The organism is Cupriavidus sp. CP313 (assembly GCF_054072015.1).
Genome location: NZ_JBSVZB010000003.1, coordinates 159,719 through 178,891, shown reverse-complemented (window position 1 = coordinate 178,891; position 19,173 = coordinate 159,719). Strand labels below are relative to the sequence as shown.

The 19,173-nt window shown below is 66.1% G+C and carries 16 protein-coding genes; 15 read left to right on the top strand and 1 reads right to left on the bottom strand.

Annotated features, from left to right (window positions below):
- Positions 1 to 86: 86 nt before the first annotated feature.
- A complete protein-coding gene (locus tag ACW4E8_RS05300) occupies positions 87 to 1,652 on the bottom strand; it encodes an amino acid permease (protein ID WP_456803556.1) in 1,566 nt (521 codons plus the stop codon).
- A gap of 501 nt (positions 1,653 to 2,153) precedes the next feature.
- Between ACW4E8_RS05300 and ACW4E8_RS05295 the strand changes: the two genes are divergently transcribed.
- The 15 genes from ACW4E8_RS05295 (at position 2,154) to ACW4E8_RS05225 (ending at position 19,173) form a co-directional block, all read left to right on the top strand.
- Positions 2,154 to 4,235: a 3-hydroxyacyl-CoA dehydrogenase NAD-binding domain-containing protein gene (locus ACW4E8_RS05295; protein ID WP_456803555.1), complete on the top strand. Its 2,082-nt coding sequence runs from the start codon at positions 2,154 to 2,156 to the stop codon at positions 4,233 to 4,235.
- Between the two features lie 30 nt (positions 4,236 to 4,265).
- Complete coding sequence (gene pncA, locus ACW4E8_RS05290; RefSeq protein ID WP_456803554.1) at positions 4,266 to 4,910, top strand: bifunctional nicotinamidase/pyrazinamidase; 645 nt, start codon at positions 4,266 to 4,268, stop codon at positions 4,908 to 4,910.
- A 47-nt stretch (positions 4,911 to 4,957) separates the two neighbouring features.
- Positions 4,958 to 6,136, top strand: a complete 1,179-nt coding sequence (locus tag ACW4E8_RS05285) for an acetyl-CoA C-acyltransferase (protein ID WP_456803553.1) — start codon at positions 4,958 to 4,960, stop codon at positions 6,134 to 6,136.
- Between the two features lie 245 nt (positions 6,137 to 6,381).
- Positions 6,382 to 8,244, top strand: coding sequence for an acyl-CoA dehydrogenase (locus ACW4E8_RS05280; protein WP_456803552.1), 1,863 nt, complete (start codon positions 6,382 to 6,384; stop codon positions 8,242 to 8,244).
- Positions 8,245 to 8,289: 45 nt separating this feature from the next.
- Positions 8,290 to 9,072 (top strand): SDR family oxidoreductase, encoded by a 783-nt coding sequence (locus ACW4E8_RS05275; protein ID WP_456803551.1) that lies wholly within the window; start codon positions 8,290 to 8,292, stop codon positions 9,070 to 9,072.
- A 124-nt stretch (positions 9,073 to 9,196) separates the two neighbouring features.
- A complete protein-coding gene (locus tag ACW4E8_RS05270; RefSeq protein WP_456803550.1) occupies positions 9,197 to 9,634 on the top strand; it encodes a PaaI family thioesterase in 438 nt (145 codons plus the stop codon).
- Between the two features lie 93 nt (positions 9,635 to 9,727).
- Complete coding sequence (locus ACW4E8_RS05265) at positions 9,728 to 10,738, top strand: NADP-dependent oxidoreductase (protein ID WP_456803549.1); 1,011 nt, start codon at positions 9,728 to 9,730, stop codon at positions 10,736 to 10,738.
- A 78-nt stretch (positions 10,739 to 10,816) separates the two neighbouring features.
- Complete coding sequence (locus ACW4E8_RS05260) at positions 10,817 to 11,665, top strand: class II aldolase/adducin family protein (protein ID WP_456803548.1); 849 nt, start codon at positions 10,817 to 10,819, stop codon at positions 11,663 to 11,665.
- A 214-nt stretch (positions 11,666 to 11,879) separates the two neighbouring features.
- Positions 11,880 to 12,815, top strand: a complete 936-nt coding sequence (locus ACW4E8_RS05255; RefSeq protein WP_456803547.1) for a glutathione S-transferase family protein — start codon at positions 11,880 to 11,882, stop codon at positions 12,813 to 12,815.
- 60 nt (positions 12,816 to 12,875) lie between these two features.
- Positions 12,876 to 13,778, top strand: a complete 903-nt coding sequence (locus ACW4E8_RS05250) for an SDR family oxidoreductase (RefSeq protein ID WP_456803546.1) — start codon at positions 12,876 to 12,878, stop codon at positions 13,776 to 13,778.
- 34 nt (positions 13,779 to 13,812) lie between these two features.
- On the top strand, positions 13,813 to 14,763 hold the full coding sequence (locus ACW4E8_RS05245) for an alpha/beta fold hydrolase (RefSeq protein ID WP_456803545.1): 951 nt from the start codon (positions 13,813 to 13,815) through the stop codon (positions 14,761 to 14,763).
- Between the two features lie 485 nt (positions 14,764 to 15,248).
- Positions 15,249 to 15,512: a ribbon-helix-helix protein, CopG family gene (locus ACW4E8_RS05240; protein ID WP_456803544.1), complete on the top strand. Its 264-nt coding sequence runs from the start codon at positions 15,249 to 15,251 to the stop codon at positions 15,510 to 15,512.
- Positions 15,513 to 15,515: 3 nt separating this feature from the next.
- Entirely contained in the window at positions 15,516 to 17,537 is a 2,022-nt protein-coding gene (gene hyfB, locus ACW4E8_RS05235; protein WP_456803543.1) for a hydrogenase 4 subunit B, read from the top strand.
- A 10-nt stretch (positions 17,538 to 17,547) separates the two neighbouring features.
- Positions 17,548 to 18,495, top strand: coding sequence for a respiratory chain complex I subunit 1 family protein (locus ACW4E8_RS05230; RefSeq protein ID WP_456803542.1), 948 nt, complete (start codon positions 17,548 to 17,550; stop codon positions 18,493 to 18,495).
- 18 nt (positions 18,496 to 18,513) lie between these two features.
- On the top strand, positions 18,514 to 19,173 hold the full coding sequence (locus ACW4E8_RS05225; RefSeq protein WP_456803541.1) for a formate hydrogenlyase: 660 nt from the start codon (positions 18,514 to 18,516) through the stop codon (positions 19,171 to 19,173).

The window sequence follows — 19,173 nt, the reverse complement described above, 5'->3', positions numbered from 1 at the left end:
TCGACAACCTCGGCCTACGCAATTTGTGTGCTCCCTCTCCCGCTTGCGGGAGAGGGTTGGGGTGAGGGCGGGGCGCCCCTACGAAGTCATGCCGGTGGTTTGCCAGTGCCTGCCCTCACCCCCTGCCCCTCTCCCGCAAGCGGGAGAGGGGAGCGAACCGGTGGTTTCGGCAAGTCAAACGGCATATCCTCGTAATCAATCAGCCGCGACTTCTTCACGGCCCGGTACCCCCACCACAGCGCCAGGAACGCCGGCACGCCGATATAGGTCGCCACGATCTCCGGCCACCGGTTCGGAATATCCGCAAACGCCTGGTAGTTCTGCCCGGCCACGATCACCAGGCACAGCACCACGGTAAAGATGGGGCCGAAGGGATAGAGCGGCGAGCGGTAGGCCAGCATGCTCACGTCATAGCCCTGGTGCACCAGCCCGCGACGGAAGCGGTAATGGCTGATGGCAATGCCCAGCCAGGCAAAGAAGCCGGTCATGGCCGAAGTGTTGAGCAGCCACAGGTAGACCGCCTTGTCCCCGAACAGCGAACTGAAGAAACACAGCGCGCCCACGGCGGTGGTGGCCAGCAGCGCATTGAACGGCACGCCGCTCACGGTCAGCTTGCCGAACGCGCGCGGCGCGCGGCCGCTGACGGCCAGGCCGTAGAGGATCCGGGTCGACACGTACATGCTGGAGGTGCCGGCCGACAGCAGCGCGGTCAGCACCACCGCGTTCATCAGCCCCGCGGCAAAGGCCAGGCCGGCGTGGCGGAACACCAGCGCAAACGGGCTCACGCCCACGTCGGTGACGTCGTTGCGCAGCAGGCTGGGATCGGTATAGGGAATCAGCACCCCGATGATCAGGATCGCGATCACATAGAACAGCAGGATGCGCCAGAAGGTCTGCCGGATCGCGCGCGGGATGGTCCTGGCCGGGTTCTCCGCTTCGCCGGCGGCCACGCCCACCGTTTCCGTGCCCTGGAAGGAGAAGCCCGCGATCATCGCCACGCCGATCATGGCCGGGATGCCGCCGACAAAGGGCGCATCGCCCATGGTGAAGTTGTGCCAGCCCGACTGCGGGCCACCTTTCATGATGCCGAAGATCATCAAGAGGCCTACGCCCAGGAACACGATCACGGTCACCACCTTGATCAGCGCGAACCAGTACTCGGCCTCGCCGAAGCCACGCACCGAGAACGCATTGAGCCCGAACATCAGCAGCAGGAAGCCGGCGCTCCAGATGACGCCAGGCATTTCCGGGAACCAGTACTGCATCACCAGCTGCGCCGCGGTCAGTTCCACGGCGATGGTCACCGCCAGGCTGAACCAGTAGTTCCAGCCGAGCGCGAAGCCGAAGCCTTCGTCGACATAGAGCGCGCTGTAGGTGACGAAGGAGCCGGCCACCGGCATATGCACGGCCAACTCGCCCAGGCTGGTCATCAGGCAATAGACCATCAGGCCGAGCAGCATATACATGAGCAGCGCGCCGCCGGGGCCGGCCTGCGCGATCGAGGCCCCCGAGGCCACGAACAGCCCGGTGCCGACCGCGCCGCCGATGGCGATCATGGTCAGGTGGCGGGCCTTGAGCTTGCGCTTGAGGTGGTCGTGCTCGACCACCGGGTGCTGGTGCTCGTGAGCGTGGGAATGTGAGGGGGAAGACATCAGGGTCGCCGGACCTTCCGCCGAACCGGCATCTTGTGGAACCCGGGCGGCAAAAAACGAAAAGCCGCGAGTCTACCGTGTCGGCTCGCGCGATTTGTCCGTATCGGTCAAATAAAGTCCGATACTGGTTTAGAGGCGGCACTCAGTCGCACTCGGCAAGTGCTCTATCCGGCATGGCAGGGCGATTTGGCGCGGCGATTGGCGCGGATTAAGCGCGGGCTCCATGCATCACGATCAGGGACGGCATTCGTACTGCGCATGTCGCCGGAAATGTCTGAAAATTGAAATTGAACGACCGTGCTATTTTGTGTATGCTTGTTTCGCCCAAGCGCCGGAAGGCGTTACGGGGCGCGGGAAAGCGGCAGGTCGGGTGGAGGGTTTACCCGCCCATGACGGCCGCCCCCCGCAGCAGTCGCCGGCCGCCGCTGGCCGCGCCGTGCAGTGGAAAATGAATTCGAGAATTCGAATCCCGAGACAACTTTTGACACCAAAGGAACCAGCATGACAGCGCAGTATCAGGTTCAGGACGGCGTAGCCGTCATCACGCTCGACAATCCCCCTGTCAACGGCCTGGGTCACAGCACCCGGCTTGGCATCGTCGAAGGCATGACCCGCGCGCTGGACGATGCCGCCGTCAAGGCGATCGTCATCACCGGCGCTGGCAAGGCTTTCTCGGGCGGCGCCGACATCCGTGAATTCAATACGCCCAAGGCCATGCAGGAGCCGACGCTGCACTCGGTGATCCGCGTGCTGGAAGGCTCGTCCAAGCCGGTCGTGGCCGCCGTGCACTCGGTCGCCATGGGTGGCGGCCTGGAGCTGGCGCTGGGTTGTAACTACCGCGTGGCCTCGATGGGTGCCCAGATTGCGCTGCCGGAAGTGAAGCTGGGCCTGCTGCCCGGCGCCGGCGGCACGCAGCGCCTGCCGCGCGTGATCGGCCTGGAGGCCGCGGCCAACATGATCGTGTCGGGCACCCCGGTGCTGTCCGAGAAGTTCGCCGGCACCAAGCTGTTCGACGAGATCGTCGACGGTGACGTGCTGCCCGCGGCGGTCAAGTTCGCGCAGAACGTCGGCGCCGCCACCGGCCCGCACCCCAAGGTGCGCGACCTGAAGGTGCGCCACGAGAACCCCGAAGGCTACCTGGGCTTTGCCCGCAACACCGTGGCCGCGATGGCCAAGAACTTCCCGGCGCCGCTGAAGTGCCTGGAAGCGGTGGCCGGCTCGCTCAAGCCGTTCGAGCAAGGTCTCAAGGAAGAGCGCGAGGGCTTCCTGTTCCTGGTGACCACGCCGGAATCGCGCGCGCTGCGCCACGCCTTCTTCGGCGAGCGTGCCGCCAGCAAGATCCCCGACGTGCCCGAAGGCACGCCGACGCGCAAGATCGAGAAGGTCGCCGTGATCGGCGCCGGCACCATGGGTGGCGGCATCAGCATGAACTTCCTGAACGCGGGCATTCCGGTCACCATGCTGGAAACCAAGCAGGAAGCGCTGGACCGCGGCGTGGCCACGATCCGCAAGAACTACGAGAACAGCGCCAAGAAGGGCAAGCTCACGCAGGAGAAGGTCGAGCAGCGCATGGGCCTGCTGAGCACCACGCTGTCCTATGACGACCTCAAGGACGCCGACCTGATCATCGAGGCCGTGTTCGAGGAAATGGGCGTCAAGGAGACCGTGTTCAAGAAGCTGGATGAAGTCGCCAAGCCCGGCGCGATCCTGGCTTCGAACACCTCCACGCTGGACGTCAACAAGATCGCCTCGTTCACCAAGCGTCCGCAGGACGTGGTCGGCATGCACTTCTTCAGCCCGGCCAACGTGATGAAGCTGCTGGAGGTGGTGCGCGGCGAGAAGACCGGCAAGGATGTGCTGGCCACGGTCATGCAGATCGGCAAGAAGATCAAGAAGACCGCGGTGGTGTCGGGCGTGTGCGACGGCTTTATCGGCAACCGCATGATCGAGCAGTACAGCCGCCAGGCTGGCTACCTGCTGGACGAAGGCGCGCTGCCGGAACAGGTGGACAAGGCCATCGAGAAGTTCGGCTTTGCCATGGGCCCGTTCCGCATGGGCGACCTGGCCGGCAACGATATCGGCTGGGCCATCCGCAAGCGTCGCGCGGTGGACAAGCCGGACATCCAGTATTCGAAGACCGCCGACCTGCTGTGCGAGATGGGCCGCTTCGGCCAGAAGACCGGCGCGGGCTGGTACGACTACAAGGCGGGCGACCGCAAGCCGTACCCGAACCAGCAGGTCAACGACATGATCGTGCAGCATTCGAAGGACCTCGGCATCACGCGCCGCAAGATCTCTGACGAAGAGATCGTCGAGCGCCTGGTGTTCGCGCTGGTCAACGAAGGCGCCAAGATCCTGGAGGAAGGCATTGCTTCCAAGGCCTCGGATATCGACATGGTGTACCTGACCGGCTACGGCTTCCCGCTGTTCCGCGGCGGTCCGATGCTGTACGCGGACCAGGTCGGCCTGTACAACGTGGCGCTGTCGATGAAGCGCTATGCCAAGGGCTACCACGGTGAAGCGTGGCAGGTCGCGCCGCTGCTGCAGAAGCTGGCGGACGAAGGCAAGGGCTTCAACGGTTAATACCGCCACACGGTTCAGCCTGGAGCTGAGATGAACGCCACCATCGGACCGGACGATTGCCTGCTGGTGATCGACGTGCAGAACGACTTCATGCCGGGCGGCGCGCTTGCCGTGCCTCACGGCGATGAAGTGGTGCCCGTCATCAACCGGCTGGCGCGCGCGTTCGGTCATGTGGTGCTGACGCAGGACTGGCATCCGGCCGCGCACGTTTCCTTTGCGGCCAACCATGCCGGCACGCAGCCGTTCCAGTCGCTGACGCTGCCGTACGGGCCGCAGGTGCTGTGGCCGGTGCATTGCGTGCAGGACACGCCGGGCGCCGCAATGCATGCGGGGCTCAGCGTGCCGCACGCGCGGCTGGTGATCCGCAAGGGCCATCACGCCGATGTGGACAGCTACTCCGCCTTCCTGGAGGCGGACCGCACCACGCGCACCGGGCTGGCTGGCTACTTGCGCGAGCATGGCGTGAAGCGCGTGTTCTGCGCGGGGCTGGCGACGGACTACTGCGTGGCCTGGAGCGCGCTCGATGCGCGTGCCGCAGGCTTTGAAGCCGCGGTGATCGAGGATGCGTGCCGCGCCATCGACCTGGACGGGTCGCTGGCCAGGGCATGGCAGGACCTCGGCGCCGCCGGCGTTGCGCGCGTCACGTCCGCTGAACTGCTGAAGGGCCAGGGCTGAACCGAACCACCGAACTGAACGACACAAGAGATTCCGAGGAGCAAGACATGAACGAAGCAGTCATCGTATCCACCGCGCGGACCCCGCTGGCCAAGAGCTGGAAGGGCGCCTTCAACATGACCCACGGCGCGACGCTGGGTGGTCATGCCGTCCAGCACGCCATTGCCCGCGCCAAGATCGAGGCCGCCGAAGTGGAAGACGTGCTGATGGGCTGCGCCAACCCGGAAGGTGCCACCGGCGCCAACATCGCGCGCCAGATCGCACTGCGCGCCGGCTGCCCGGTCACCGTGCCCGGCGCCACCGTCAACCGCTTCTGCTCGTCTGGCCTGCAGACCATTGCCATGGCCGCGCAGCGCGTGATCGCCGATGAGGGCGACATCTTCGTCGCCGGCGGCGTGGAAAGCATCTCGTGCGTGCAGCAGGAGATGAACCGCCATATGGTCCAGGAAAGCTGGCTGATGAAGAACAAGCCGGAAATCTACTGGAACATGCTGCAGACCGCCGAGAACGTGGCCAAGCGCTACAACATCTCGAAGGAGCGCCAGGACGAGTACGGCGTGCGCAGCCAGCAACGCGCCGCCGCCGGGCAGGAAGCCGGCAAGTTCAAGGACGAGATCGTGCCGATGACGGTGCTGGCCGGCGTGGCCGACAAATCGACCGGCCAGCTGGTGACGAAGGAAGTCACCATCTCCGCCGACGAAGGCATCCGCGCCGATACCACGCTGGAAGCCGTGGCCAAGATCCGCAGCGCCGTGCCGGGTGGCGTGATCACCGCCGGCAATGCCTCGCAGTTCTCGGACGGCGCTTCGGCAGCGGTGGTGATGAATGCGCGCGTGGCCGAGGCCCGCGGCCTGCAGCCGCTGGGCGTGTTCCGCGGCTTTGCCGTGGCTGGCTGCGAGCCGGACGAAATGGGCATCGGCCCGGTCTTTGCCGTGCCCAAGCTGCTGAAGAAGGCTGGCCTGAAGGTCGACGACATCGGCCTGTGGGAGCTGAACGAAGCCTTCGCCGTGCAGGTGCTGTACTGCGCCGATACGCTGGGCATCCCGATGGACCGCCTGAACGTCAACGGCGGCGCCATCGCCGTGGGCCACCCCTACGGTGTGTCGGGCGCGCGCCTGGTCGGCCATGCGCTGATCGAAGGCAAGCGCCGCGGCGTCAAGTACGTGGTGGTGACCATGTGCATCGGCGGCGGCCAGGGCGCGGCTGGGCTGTTCGAAGTCCTGTAATTGCCGACAAAGCCGGCAAGGCTGCCGGTTTGCTCCCCTCTCCCGCTTGCGGGAGAGGGGCAGGGGGTGAGGGCAGGCGGTGGCAGACTGAGACGCTGCACGTCGTCGAGACTCCCGCCCTCACCCCAACCCTCTCCCGCAAGCGGGAGAGGGAGCACCCATAGGGTGATTCAAAACCCCGGCGGCTCGCACCAGAAGACAAAAGAACTCGCGGCACGCCACGCAGTGCGCCGCATGGAGACACCATGTCGATGATCCTTTCCCGCCGCGACCTGAACTTCGTGCTGTACGAATGGCTCAAGGTCGACGAGCTCACGCGCATCCCGCGCTATGCCGACCACTCGCGCGAGACCTTCGACGCCGCGCTGGACACCTGCGAAAAGATCGCCACCGACCTGTTCGCGCCGCACAACAAGAAGAGCGACCAGCAAGAGCCGCATTTCGACGGCGAGACCGTCAGCATCATTCCGGAGGTCAGCACCGCGCTGAAGGCCTTCTGCGAGGCCGGGCTGATGGCCGCCGGGCAGGACTACGAACTGGGCGGCATGCAGCTGCCGGTGGTGGTCGAGAAAGCCGGCTTCGCCTACTTCAAGGGCGCCAACGTCGGCACCAGCTCCTATCCCTTCCTGACCATCGGCAATGCCAACCTGCTGCTCAAGCACGGCACGCCGGCGCAGGTCGAGACCTTCGTCAAGCCGGAGATGGAAGGGCGCTTCTTCGGCACCATGTGCCTGTCGGAACCGCAGGCCGGTTCGTCGCTGTCCGACATCACCACGCGTGCTGAATACGAGGGCGAATCGCCGCTGGGCGCGCAATACCGGCTGCGCGGCAACAAGATGTGGATCTCCGCCGGCGAGCACGAGCTGTCGGAGAACATCGTCCACCTGGTGCTGGCCAAGATCCCCGGCCCGGACGGCAAGCTGATCCCGGGCGTGAAGGGCATCTCGCTCTTCATCGTGCCCAAGTACCTGGTCAACGAGGACGGCTCGCTGGGCGAGCACAACGACGTGGTGCTGGCCGGCCTGAACCACAAGATGGGCTACCGCGGCACCACCAACTGCCTGCTGAACTTCGGCGAAGGCATGAAGTACCAGCCGGGCGGCAAGGCCGGTGCGATCGGCTACCTGGTGGGCGAGCCGCACAAGGGCCTGGCCTGCATGTTCCACATGATGAACGAGGCGCGCATCGGCGTGGGCCTGGGCGCGGTGATGCTGGGCTACACCGGCTACCTGCACGCGCTGGACTACGCGCGCAACCGCCCGCAAGGCCGCGCCGTCGGCCCCGGCGGCAAGGATGCGGCCAGCCCGCAGGTGAAGCTGGTCGAGCACGCCGATATCCGCCGCATGCTGCTGGCGCAGAAGAGCTATGTCGAAGGCGGCCTGGCGCTGAACCTCTATTGCGCGCGCCTGGTCGACGAGGAAGAGGCCGCGGCGGCCGCCGGCAACGAAGCCGCGCATGCGCGCCTGGCGCTGCTGCTCGACATCCTGACCCCGATCGCCAAGAGCTGGCCGTCGCAATGGTGCCTGGAGGCCAACAACCTGGCGATCCAGGTGCACGGCGGCTACGGCTACACGCGCGAGTACAACGTCGAGCAGTTTTACCGCGACAACCGCCTGAACCCGATCCACGAAGGCACGCACGGCATCCAGGGCCTGGACCTGCTGGGCCGCAAGGTGGTGATGAAGGATGGCGCGGCCTTCAAGCTGCTGGGCGAGCGCGTGCAAGACACTATCGGCCGCGCGCTCGCTGCCGGCGATGCCGAGCTGTCGCAGCAGGCAGGCGCCCTCGGCGCCGCCACCAGACGCCTGGCCGAGGTCACGCAGGCGCTGTGGAGCGCGGGCGACCCCAACGTGACGCTGGCCAATGCCTCGGTCTACCTGGAGGCCTTCGGGCACGTGGTGGTGGCGTGGATCTGGCTGGAGCAGGCGCTGCTGGCGCAAGCCGCGCTGCCGCGCGCGAACGGCAAGGAAGACGAGGACTTCTACCGCGGCAAGCTGGCCGCGGCGGCGTACTTCTTCCGCTGGGAGCTGCCCAAGGTCGGCCCGCAGCTGGCGCTGCTTGAATCGCTCGACCGCACCACGCTCGACATGCAGGACGCGTGGTTCTGAGCAGCGCTCGCCTATCCCGAACACTACAGAACGAAGGAAGACAATATGCGTACCATCCAGCAACTGTTTGACCTGAAGGGCAAGACCGCGCTGATCACCGGCGGCTCGCGCGGGCTTGGCCTGCAGATTGCCGAGGCGCTGGGCGAGCAGGGCGCGCGCGTGGTGCTGTCGGCACGCAAGGCCGATGAGCTGCAGGCGGCGCAGGCGCACCTGAAGTCGCTCGGCATCGAAGCCGACTGGATCGCCGCCGACGGCTCGCAGGAGTCGGAGATCGCGCGCCTGGCGGACGAAGCCATCGCTAAACTGGGCCACGTCGACATCCTGGTCAACAACGCCGGCGCCACCTGGGGCGCCCCAGCCGAAGACCATCCGGTCGAGGCCTGGGACAAGGTGATGAACCTGAACATCCGCGGCCTGTTCCTGCTGAGCCAGCGCATCGGCAAGCTGTCGATGATCCCGCGCCGCTATGGCCGCATCATCAACGTGGCGTCGATCGCGGGCCTGGCCGGCAACCCGCCGGGCAGCATGGAGACCATTGCCTACAACACCTCCAAGGGTGCGGTGGTCAACTTCACGCGCACGCTGGCGGGCGAGTGGGGCGAGCACAACATCACCGTCAATGCACTCGCGCCGGGCTTCTTCCCGTCGAAGATGACCAAGGGCTCGCTCGAGCGCCTGGGCGTGGACGCCATGTGCGCCGGCGTGCCGCTGCACCGCCTGGGCGACGACGAGGACCTGAAGGGTGCGGCGCTGCTGTTTGCCAGCGACGCCGGCAAGCACATCACCGGCCAGATCCTGGCGGTGGACGGCGGCGTCAGCGCGGTCTGAGCCAGGCCGGGGGCATTCCGGACATGACGCACGGCGCGGCTTGGCGGAATCCCGGATTGCCCTCAAACTTGGGGCCGGCGAGGCCTCGGTCTCGCCGGCACCCAACTACGGACTCGCAATTGCCATGAACCAGTTCAAAGGCCCCCTGACCCACATTCCCTTCCTTGCCGACCTCGGCGTGACCTGCAACCTCGCCGAAGGCGGCCGCAGCGAGATCGCGCTGCCGATCGAAAAGCGCCACCAGAACAGCTGGGACATGGCCCACGGCGGCGTGATCATGACGCTGCTCGACGTGGCCATGGCGGTGGCCGGCCGCAGCAGCGACGCGGACGGCCGGGGCGTGGTCACCATCGAGATGAAGACCAGCTTCATGGCGCCGGGGCGCGGCGCGCTGACCGCGCGCGGCACCACCGTGCACCGCACCACCACCATGGTGTTCTGCGAAGGCGAGATCGTCGACGCCGACGGCAGGACCGTGGCGCGTGGCTCGGGCACCTTCAAGTACATCCGGCGCATGCCGCCGCAGCGCCCGGGTGAAACCGATACCGGTGCCGACGGCTGAGCGCCGGCGCCGATGCAGCAGACGGGGCAGCGCGGCTGTCCCTCCCGACGCAGTATTCAAGCTGTTCCATATTCCTACTGAAAGGAATCGATCATGTCCAAAACGTTCAAGCGCATCGTCCTGGCCTCGCGTCCCGAAGGCGCGGTGACGCCGGCCAATTTCCGCCTGGAAGAAGTGCCCATGCCGCAGATCGCCGACGGCCAGGTGCTGGTGCGCAACCACTACCTGTCGCTGGACCCGTATATGCGCGGCCGCATGAACGAGAGCAAGTCCTACGCCGCGCCGCAGCCGCTCGATGAGGTCATGATCGGCGGCACCGTGGGCGAAGTGGTGGAAAGCAAGAACAGCAAGTTCAAGCCGGGCGACAAGGTGGTCGGCATGTTCGGCTGGCAGGAGATGGGCGTCAGCGACGGCACCGGCCTGCAGCCGGTCGATACCACGCATATCCCGCTGTCGGCCTACCTGGGCTCGGTCGGCATGCCGGGCGTGACCGCCTGGTATGGCCTGAACAAGATCATCCTGCCCAAGCCGGGCAAGACCATCGCGGTCAGCGCGGCCTCCGGCGCGGTGGGCAGCGTGGTCGGGCAGCTGGCCAAGCTGGCCGGCTGCCGCGCGGTCGGCTTTGCCGGCGGCAAGGACAAGTGCGACTACGTGGTCAATGAGCTGGGCTTCGATGCCTGCATCGACTACAAGGCGGCCAAGGACCCCAAGGAACTCTACAAGATGCTCAAGGAAGCCACCCCGGACGGCATCGACGGCTATTTCGAGAATGTCGGCGGCGATATCCTGGACGCCGTGCTGACGCGCATGAACGCCTTCGGCCGCATCGCCATGTGCGGCATGATCGCGGGCTATGACGGCCAGCCGCTGCCGCTGAAGAACCCGCAGCTGATCCTGGTGTCGCGCCTGACCATCGAAGGCTTTATCGTCTCGGAGCATATGGAAGTCTGGCCGCAGGCGCTGAAGGAACTGGGCACCGCCGTCGCACAAGGCAAGCTCAAGTTCCGCGAGAGCGTTGCCGAAGGCCTGGCCAGCGCGCCGGAAGCCTTTATCGGGCTGCTCAAGGGCAAGAACTTCGGCAAGCAGCTGGTCAAGCTGGTCTGACCGGCGCATGCAGGGCCGCGGCGCGCCTGCCGGGCGCGCCGCGGGCAACGGATTTCACCAAAAAAAATGGAGACACCGATGAATGCCCCGCAAGCCCCGCAAATCCAGAGCGCCGACGAGATCGGCGCCGGCCTGCCCGAAGAGGTCAAGGCCCGCTACCGCAACCTGCCGCGCCCGCCGCAGTTCGCCACCGCCGCCGAAGAGCGCCTGCACCGCAAGCAGCGCCTGGCCGCGGCCTTCCGGCTGTTTTCCAAATTCGGTTTCGATGAAGGCGTGGCCGGCCATATCACCGCGCGCGACCCGGAGTTTCCCGATACCTTCTGGGTCAATCCCTTCGGCGTGCATTTCAGCCAGGTCAAGGTCTCCAACCTGATCCGCTGCGACCACCACGGCGACGTGGTGGAGGGCGACTACCCGGTCAATGCCGCGGCCTTCGCCATCCATTCGCGCGTGCACCAGACCCGCTCCGATGCGGTCGCGGCCGCGCATTCGCACAGCACCTATGGCCGCGCGTGGTCCACGCTGGGCCGCCCGCTCGATCCGCTCACGCAGGACGTGTGCGCGTTCTACCAGGACCATGCGGTCTATGACGATTTCGGCGGCGTGGTGGTGGAACTCGACGAGGGCCAGCGCATCGCCAATGCGCTGGGCCAGAACAAGGCCGCCATCCTGCAGAACCACGGCCTGCTGACGGTCGGCAAGACCGTGGACGAAGCCGCCTGGTGGTTCATCACCATGGAGCGCTCTTGCCAGGTCCAGTTGCTGGCCGAAGCCGCCGCGGCGCGCACCCAGGCGCCGCTCAAGCTGATCTCCGATGCGGCCGCGCGCCAGGCCTATTCGATCGTCGGCACGGCGCAGGCGGGCTGGTTCCAGTTCCAGCCGCTGTATGCCCGCATCGTCAAGGAACAGCCGGACCTGCTGGATTGAATCCGCATGGCACTAGTGTCCTGTTCCGCAGATAGCTTGCCAAAATGAAATCGTCCAGTTGGCCGTCAGGCTAGGCGCGAGGAGGCGCCATAGCCGTAGCTATGGCAACGACGAGCAACGACGCATGGCGGCCAACTGGGCGATTTCATGGCAAGGTATTTGCGGAACAGGACACACTAGCTGGCACCCGCTGGCAAACATGGAGGTGGAGCGCATGGCCGACATCATTCTTCATCAGTACGCAACTTCGCCATTCTCTGAGAAGGTGCGCCTGGCACTTGGCGCCAAGGGACTGGCGTGGCAGGCGGTGGAAATCCCCGCCGTCCTGCCCAAGCCTGACCTGCTGGCGCTGACCGGCGGCTACCGCCGCACGCCGGTGATGCAGGTCGGTGCCGATATCTACTGCGATACCGTGCTGATCTGCGAGGTGCTGGACGCGCTGGCGCCCACGCCGGCGCTGTATCCACCGGCCCAGGCCACGGCGGCGCGGGTCGCGGCAGCATGGTTCGATGCGGCGCTGTTCACGGCGTCAGTGACCTATGTGTTCCAGCCAGCCGGCGTTGCCAGCATGCTGGGCCACCTGTCGCCGGCGCAGGTCCAGGCCTTTAGCGCCGACCGCAAGGCCATGCGCGGCGACACCAATGCGCTGCGCATGCCGTTGCCCGAAGCCACCGCGCTGCTGCATGAAACGTTCGGGCAACTGGAAACGCAGTTCGCGGCCGGGATCGAGCATGTGGCCGGCCCGGCGCTGTCGGTTGCCGACTTCTCGCTGTACCACAACCTCTGGTTTATCCGCCGCGCCGGCGCGCTGGCGCAGCTGCTGGAGGGTTATCCGCGCCTGCAGGCCTGGTATGCGCGCATGAACACCTTCGGCCATGGCCGGCCGCGCGTGATCGACAGCGAGGACGCGATCGGCGCCGCGCGCAGTGCCGATCCGCTGGCGCTGGATGAGGGGGTGGTCGCGGATGCCGGCCTGCAGGCCGGCGACCCCGTCACCGTCACGCCCACCGACTATGCGCGCGACCCGGTGGCCGGCGTGCTGCTGTCGCTGACCGCGCGCCGCGTCACGCTGCGCCGCCAGGACCCGCGCGCCGGTGCGCTCAATGTGCATTTCCCGCGGCAAGGCTACCAGGTGCAGCGCGCCGCCTGAGCGCGCGCACGGCACACGGCCCGCCGTTCCCCAAACGAATCACGCGACAGGACAGACGATATGAAGGATTTCTCCAACAAGGTGGCTGTCATTACCGGCGGCGCCTCGGGTTTCGGCAAGGAGTTTGCCCACATTGCCGCCGACCTCGGCATGAAGCTGGTGCTGGCGGATGTGCAGGAAGACGCGCTGGACGCGACCGTAGCGGCATTCAAGGCACGCAATGTGCCGGTGATCGGGTTGCGCACAGACGTCTCGCGTGCCGACCAGGTGCAGGCGCTGGCCGATGCTGCCATCGAGGCCTTCGGCCAGGTCAACCTGCTGTTCAATAACGCCGGCGTGGGCGCGGGCGGCCTGATCTGGGAGAACTCCGAGAAGGATTGGGAGTGGGTGATGGGCGTCAACCTGTACGGCGTCGTGCACGGCGTGCGCATCTTCACGCCGCTGATGCTGGCCGCGGCAGAGAAGGATCCGGCCTACCAGGGCCATATCGTCAACACGGCGTCGATGGCGGGCTTGCTGAACCCGCCGGCAATGGGCGTGTACAACGTGTCCAAGCACGCGGTGGTGGCGTTGACTGAAACCCTGTACCAGGACCTGGGCCTGGTGACGGAGCAGGTGCGCTGCTCGGTGCTGTGCCCGTACTTCGTGCCGACCGGCATCAACCAGTCCCAGCGCAACCGGCCCGCCGACCTGGCCAACCAGGCGCCGCCGACGCGCTCGCAGCTGGTGTCGCAGGCCTTGTCGGACAAGGCCGTCGGCTCCGGCAAGGTGACCGCCGCCGAGGTCGCGCAGCTGACCTTCGATGCCATCCGCGACGAAAGCTTCTATATTTATTCCCACCCCCAGGCGCTCGCCCCCGTGCGCCAGCGCTTCGAGGATATCGTCGGGCAGCGCAATCCCGGCGATCCGTTTGCCGACAAGCCCGAGGTCCGCGCGGGCCTCGTTGCCGCGCTGCGCGGCTGACGCCAGCACAACGCCACAACGAGGAGGACCGCATATGGAGAACAACATGGCTGCCCCCGCCGCCGTGATCCGCCACCTGCAGTACGCCACGCTGCCCAACGGCACCCGCCTGCACTACGCCAGCGCGGGCGAGCGCGGCAAGCCGCTGATGCTGTTCGTGCACGGCTTTCCTGAATTCTGGTTCGAATGGGAGGCCCAGCTCGCCGAGTTCGGGCACACGCATTTTGCCGTGGCGCCGGACTTGCGCGGCTACAACCTGTCGAGCAAGCCCGCCGAGGTCGAGGCCTACCGGCCGCGCCATATCGTCGAAGACCTGGTGCAGCTGGTCAGCGCGCTGGGCTATGACCAGGCCGTGGTGGTGGCGCACGACTGGGGCGGGGCGATCTGCTGGAACCTGGCGATCCAGTTCCCGCAACTGGTGCGCCAGCTCATCATCGTCAACTCGCCGCACCCGTACCTGTTTGCGCGCGCGCTGGCCACCGATCCCGCGCAGCAGGCCGCTTCCGCCTATATGAACTGGCTGCGCAAGCCGGGCGCGGAAAAGGCACTGGCCGCCAACGACTTTGCGCTGCTGGAGCGGATGCTGGCCGATGCCGACGGCAAGCCGGCGGCCTGGTACACGCCCGAGACGCGCGCCAGGTACCACGCGGCATGGTCCCAGCCGGGCGAAGGCCAGGACGCCGGCGTCCATCCGCTCACCGGCGGGGTCAATTTCTACCGCGCCTCGCCCATGCATCCGCCGGCCGAGGGCGAGCCGCCGCCCGACATCTCGCGCCTGGATCCGGCCGCCTTTGTGGTCAGAGTGCCCACGCTGGTGATCTGGGGCGAGCGCGACCGCGCGCTGCCGAAATCACTGGTGGACGGGCTGGGTGACTTCGTGCCCGACCTGCGCGTGGAACGCATCCCCGAGGGCACCCACTGGGTGATCCACGAGCAGCCGGAACGGGTCAACCTGCTGATCCGCAGCGCGCTGCCGGCCCACTAGCAAAGCGGCTGACAAGGCCTGCCTGCTGCCGGTTTGTTCCCCTCTCCCGCTGCGGGAGAGATGACCGCACGCTGGCCATGCCGACTTGCTCCCAGTAACCGACACGTCGTCCCCGCGTAGGCGGGGACCCAGTGTCTTTGAAGCGCGAGCGCTTCTCAAAGCCGCTGGATTCCCGCCTTCGCGGGAATGACGGAGTGGGGTCTACTTACTTGGCAAACGGTTCCTGGGTAGGGGCCGGGGGTGAGGGCAGGCGCTGGCATACCAACGCGCTGCACTTCGTTGAGGCTCCGGCCCTCACCCCCACCCCTCTCCCACTGCGCGGGAGAAGGGAGCGTTCACCAGGGATGGCGGCTTCGGTCCAGCGCGCAGGTGAACGACGGGGCGTTTTGCTTTCTATCACCGGTCTTCTGGCCCCTTTGGGTTCGCATGGCCATCATGTATGATGTGATTCACGTCATCATCGTATTGCCATGTTGAGGGCTCCCATGGAGCAAAAGACCGCCCGGCTTACGCTGCTCATCGATCCCGACAAGAAGGCTGCCTTTGAGCGCCTTTGTGCACAGCAGGATCTGACTGCCTCGCAGGTGATACGTCGCCTTATCCGCGACTACCTGGCGCAGCATGGCGTCCGGTATGTCCCCGGCGGCGGGGGCACGGACAAGGCGGAAACCATCGGCAATGACAGGCCACCGTCGCGGCGCGGTGCGGCACCTCCCGCCAGGCGCCGTGCGACCCGCCGCGGAGCCTGACCCATGAGCAGCGTGCCCCCTCTCACGCAATGGCTTCATATCGACTGGATGCTGGTTGTGGTGGGGGCCTGGCTGCTGGTCGGCGTGGCAGGGGTGCTGGCGCTGCATCGGTTTGCCCTGGTATCCCGCGTGCTGTTCCCGATCGGCGGCTTGTCAGGGCTGGCGCTGTTCGGCCTGGCGCTGCACGCTGTGTCTGGCACGCCCGAGGCAGCCGTGCTGCCCATCGGCCTGCCATCGCTGCCGTTCCACCTCCGGCTCGACAGCCTGTCCGCCTACTTCCTGATGGTGATGGGGGGAGCGGCGGCTGGCATCTCGACGTTTGCGGCTGGCTATTTCCGCAAGGGCGAAGGCACGCCGCCAGGCCTGCTTTGTCTTGAATACCACCTGTTTCTCGCCAGCATGGCCGGGGTGATCCTGGCGGACGATGCCTACTCGTTCATGGTGATGTGGGAAACCATGGCGTTGTCTTCATTCTTCCTGGTGACCGCCAACCACCGCATCGCCGAAGTGCGCGCCGCCGGCTATCTCTACATCACGATGGCGCGCATCGGGGCGATCGCCATCCTGCTGTGCTTTGGCGTGCTGCAGGCCAACACCGGCGACTATACGTTTGCCAACATGCGCGCCCAGGCGCTGACGCCGTTCTGGGCTTCCGTCGGTTTCCTGCTTGCCCTGTTCGGATTCGGCGCCAAGGCCGGCATCCTGCCTCTGCACATCTGGCTGCCGGAGGCGCATCCCGCAGCGCCGTCTCCGGTATCGGCAATGATGAGCGGCGTGATGCTCAACACCGCCATCTACGGCCTGTTGCGCGTGTCCTTCGACCTGCTGCAGATGCGCCTGTGGTGGTGGGGCGGATTGCTGCTGGCCATCGGATTGGCCACCGCGCTGTTCGGCGTGGTCTTCGCAGCCGTTCAGACCGACATGAAGCGGCTGCTGGCTTATTCTTCGATCGAGAACATGGGCCTGCTCTTCGTTGCCATGGGCCTGACACTGCTGTTCTCGGCCTACGGCATGAAGCCGATGGCCGCCCTGGCCCTGACGGCCGCGCTTTACCATGTTGCCAGCCATGCCTTCTTCAAAAGCCTGCTTTTTCTGGGTACCGGCAGCGTGCTGCATGCCACCGCCGAGAGAAGCCTGGGCAAGCTGGGCGGACTGATTCGCTACATGCCATGGGTGGGCTGGCTGACGCTGCTGGGGGTGCTGGCCAGCGCGGGGCTGCCCCCGCTTGGCGGTTTCGTCTCGGAGTGGCTGCTGCTGCAGAGCTTCCTGTTCACGCCTGGTCTGCCGGAACCGATACTGACCATGCTGATCCCGGTGGTCGCCGCGCTGATCGCGCTGGTGACGGCACTGGCCGGCTACACCATGGTCAAGTTCTTCGGCGTGATCTTCCTCGGCCAGCCCCGTGAGCCCAGGCTGGCCCAGGCGCATGACGCCGGCCGCTGGGAGCGCGCGGGCATGCTGTGGCTGGGGCTGGGCTGCATCGCGCTGGGCCTGCTGCCGACGCAATTCGTCCAGCTGATCGATCCGGTGACGCAGCAACTGGTGGCGAGCGGACTCGGCGCCCGGACCGCGGCCAGCGGCTGGCTGCTGGCGCCGAACGGCCTGGCTCAGGCCAGCTATGGGCCGGTTATTTTCCTGTCAGGCATCCTGGCCAGTTTTGCGCTCGCCTATCTGCTGGTGCGACGCTTCTACCATGGCCGGCTGCGCCGCAGCCCGCCCTGGGCGTGCGGCTTCCCCTGGGGCACCGCACGCATGCAGGACACTGCCGAGGGGTTTGGTCAGCCGATCCGTCAGATCTTCGAGCCGTTTTTCCAGATGCGCCGTGACCTGCCGACGCCATTCGATGAACAGCCGCACTACCGGGTCACGGTGGCGGACCATTTCTGGCGCTGGCTGTATCGCCCCGTGATCGATCTGACGTCGTACCTGGCCCGGCTGATCGGCCTGATGCAACAGGGACGCATCTCGGTTTACCTGCTGTACAGCTTCCTGACCCTGGCCGCCACGCTGCTGGCCGTGATGTGAAGAGGGCCGCATGAACCTGACCGGGATCCTGTCACAGCTGCTTGAGATCGTGATCTCGATCGCGCTGGCGCCGTTGCTGACCGGCTGGGTCAATCAGTGGCGTGCCTGGCTGCAGAACAAGTCGGCGCCCAGCCTGTGGCAGCCCTATCGCATGCTGCACAAGCTGTTCAACAAGGAATCGGTGATCGCGGACAATGCCTCGCCGCTGTTCCGCGCCACCCCTTACGTGGTGTTCGGCTGCATGGCGCTGGCGTGCTCGATCATCCCGACCGTGTCCACGGATCTGCCCCTGGCGCCGGCCGCCGACGCGATTGCCCTGGTCGGCCTGTTCGCGCTGGCGCGGGTCTTCATCTCGCTGGCGGCAATGGACGTCGGCACCGCTTTCGGGACGCTGGGCGCGCGGCGCGAGATGCTGATCGGCTTCCTGGCGGAACCGGCGCTGCTGATGGTGCTGTTCTCTGCCTCGCTGATCTCCAAATCGACTTCGCTCACCACCATTGTCGAGACGATTGCCCACCGGGACCTGGCCATCTATCCGGGCCTGGCGTTTGCCGGCGTGGCGTTCACCATGGTATCCCTGGCCGAGAACGCCCGCATACCGGTCGACAATCCCGCCACCCACCTCGAGCTGACGATGATCCACGAGGCGCTGATCCTGGAATACTCGGGCCGGCATCTGGCGCTCCTTGAGTGGGCGGCAAGCCTGAAGCTGTTCGCCTATTCCTGCATCGGCCTGGCGCTGTTCTTCCCATGGGGCATTGCGGAAGCGCAAGCGCCCCTGGCCATGCTGCTGGCGCTGCCCGCGCTGCTGTTCAAGCTCATGGTGGGTGGGCTCCTGCTGTCGGTGCTGGAGACGGCGAGCGCCAAGATGCGCATCTTCCGCGTGCCGGAGTTCCTGGCCACCGCCTTTCTGCTGGCGGTGATCGGCATGCTGGTCCACTTGCTGCTGGCTCGCTGAACCCCGGAGGACAGGCCAGTGACCGTACTCCTCACCCAGTTTGTCAATCTGCTCGGGGCGGTGCTGTTGATCCTCGCCTTCGCCATGATCTCGCAGCGACGGATCCTGTCGCTGATCAATCTGTTCACGTTGCAGGGGGCGACCCTGGCCTTGGCCACCGCCGTCGTCGGCTACGTAACGGGCCAGCCGCACCTTTACCTGTCGGCCAGCCTGACCCTGATTCTCAAGATGTTGCTCATCCCTTATCTGCTGCACCGCGTTGTCGATCGTCTCCGGATCCGCAGGGACGTCGAGACGCTGATCAACATTCCCACCACCATGCTGATCGGCATCCTGGTGGTGATCTTCGCCTTCAACCTCACCATGCCGATCTCGCGGCTGTCGCTGAAGCTGGCCAGCGGCACGCTGGGCATCGCGCTGGCCTGCGTGCTGTTGTCCTTCCTGATGATGATCACGCGCTCCAAGGCGGTGCCGCAGGTCATCGGCTTCCTGGCGATGGAGAATGGCCTTTTCTTTGCCGCCACCGCCGCGACCTATGGCATGCCGATGGTGGTCGAGCTGGGCATCGCGCTGGATGTGCTGATCGGCGTGCTGATCCTGGGTGTGTTCATGTTCCAGATCCGCGAGCAGTTCGACAGCCTGGACATCCGTCACCTTGAGAAGCTGAAGGAGGATTGA